General features: G+C 64.4%; 1 protein-coding gene. It reads right to left on the bottom strand.

What is annotated here, in order from left to right; all coding sequences use genetic code 11:
- Complete coding sequence (locus OEL49_RS17305; protein WP_287875957.1) at positions 1-1,182, bottom strand: acyl-CoA dehydrogenase; 1,182 nt, start codon at positions 1,180-1,182, stop codon at positions 1-3.
- Positions 1,183-1,198 lie beyond the last annotated feature (16 nt).

Genomic DNA, 1,198 nt, shown 5'->3' with positions numbered 1-1,198 from the left:
TCAGCTGAACGCCTGTATCCCCGTCTGCGCCCGGCCGAGGATCAGGGCATGGATGTCGTGCGTGCCTTCGTAGGTATTGACCACTTCCAGATTGACCACGTGGCGGATCACGCCGAATTCGTCCGAGATGCCGTTGCCGCCCAGCATGTCCCGCGCCAGGCGGGCAATCTCCAGCGACTTGCCGCAGGAGTTGCGCTTCATGATCGAGGTGATCTCGACCGCGGCGACGCCTTCGTCCTTCATCCGTCCCAGGCGCAGGCAGCCTTGCAGGGCCAGGGTGATTTCGGTCTGCATGTTGGCGAGTTTCAACTGGACCAGCTGGTTGGCGGCCAGCGGCCGGCCGAACTGCTTCCTGTCCAGGGTGTATTGGCGGGCGGCGTGCCAGCAGTATTCGGCGGCGCCCAGCGCCCCCCAGGCGATGCCGTAGCGGGCCGAGTTGAGGCAGGTGAACGGGCCCTTGAGGCCGCGCACCTCGGGGAAGGCGTTCTCTTCGGGACAGAAGACTTCGTCCATGACGATTTCGCCGGTGATCGAGGCTCTGAGTCCCATCTTGCCGTGGATGGCCGGGGCGGACAGGCCCTTCCAGCCCTTCTCCAGCACGAAGCCGCGGATCTGGCCGCCGTCGTCCTTGGCCCAGACGACGAAGACGTCGGCGATCGGGCTGTTGGTGATCCACATCTTGGAACCCGAAATGCTGTAGCCGCCGTCCACCGCGCGGGCACGGGTGACCATGCTGCCGGGGTCCGAGCCATGATTCGGTTCGGTGAGGCCGAAGCAGCCGATGAGTTCGCCGGTGGCGAGCTTGGGCAGGTACTTGCGTTTGGTGGCTTCGTTGCCGAATTCGTGGATCGGCACCATGACCAGCGAGCTTTGCACGCTCATCATGGAGCGGTAGCCGGAGTCGACGCGTTCGACTTCCCTGGCGGCCAGCCCGTAGCAGACGTAGTTCAGGCCGGCGCCGCCGTATTCTTCGGGAATGGTGGTGCCGAGCAGACCGAGTTCGCCCATTTCGCGGAAGATCGCCGGGTCGGTCTTTTCGTGGCGGAAGGCTTCCAGCACGCGCGGCGCCAGCTTGTCCTGGGCGTAGGCCGCCGCCGCGTCCCTCACCATGCGTTCGTCTTCCGTCAGTTGCCGTTCCATCAGCAACGGGTCTTCCCAATTGAATCTCGGTTGGCTGCTCATCTGGACTCCAGTATCA

It is taken from the genome of Azospira sp., assembly GCF_030247495.1.
Taxonomy (GTDB): domain Bacteria; phylum Pseudomonadota; class Gammaproteobacteria; order Burkholderiales; family Rhodocyclaceae; genus Azospira; species Azospira oryzae.
The sequence above is the reverse complement of the archived record's forward strand: the minus strand, read 5'-3'. Positions and strand labels throughout refer to the sequence as shown.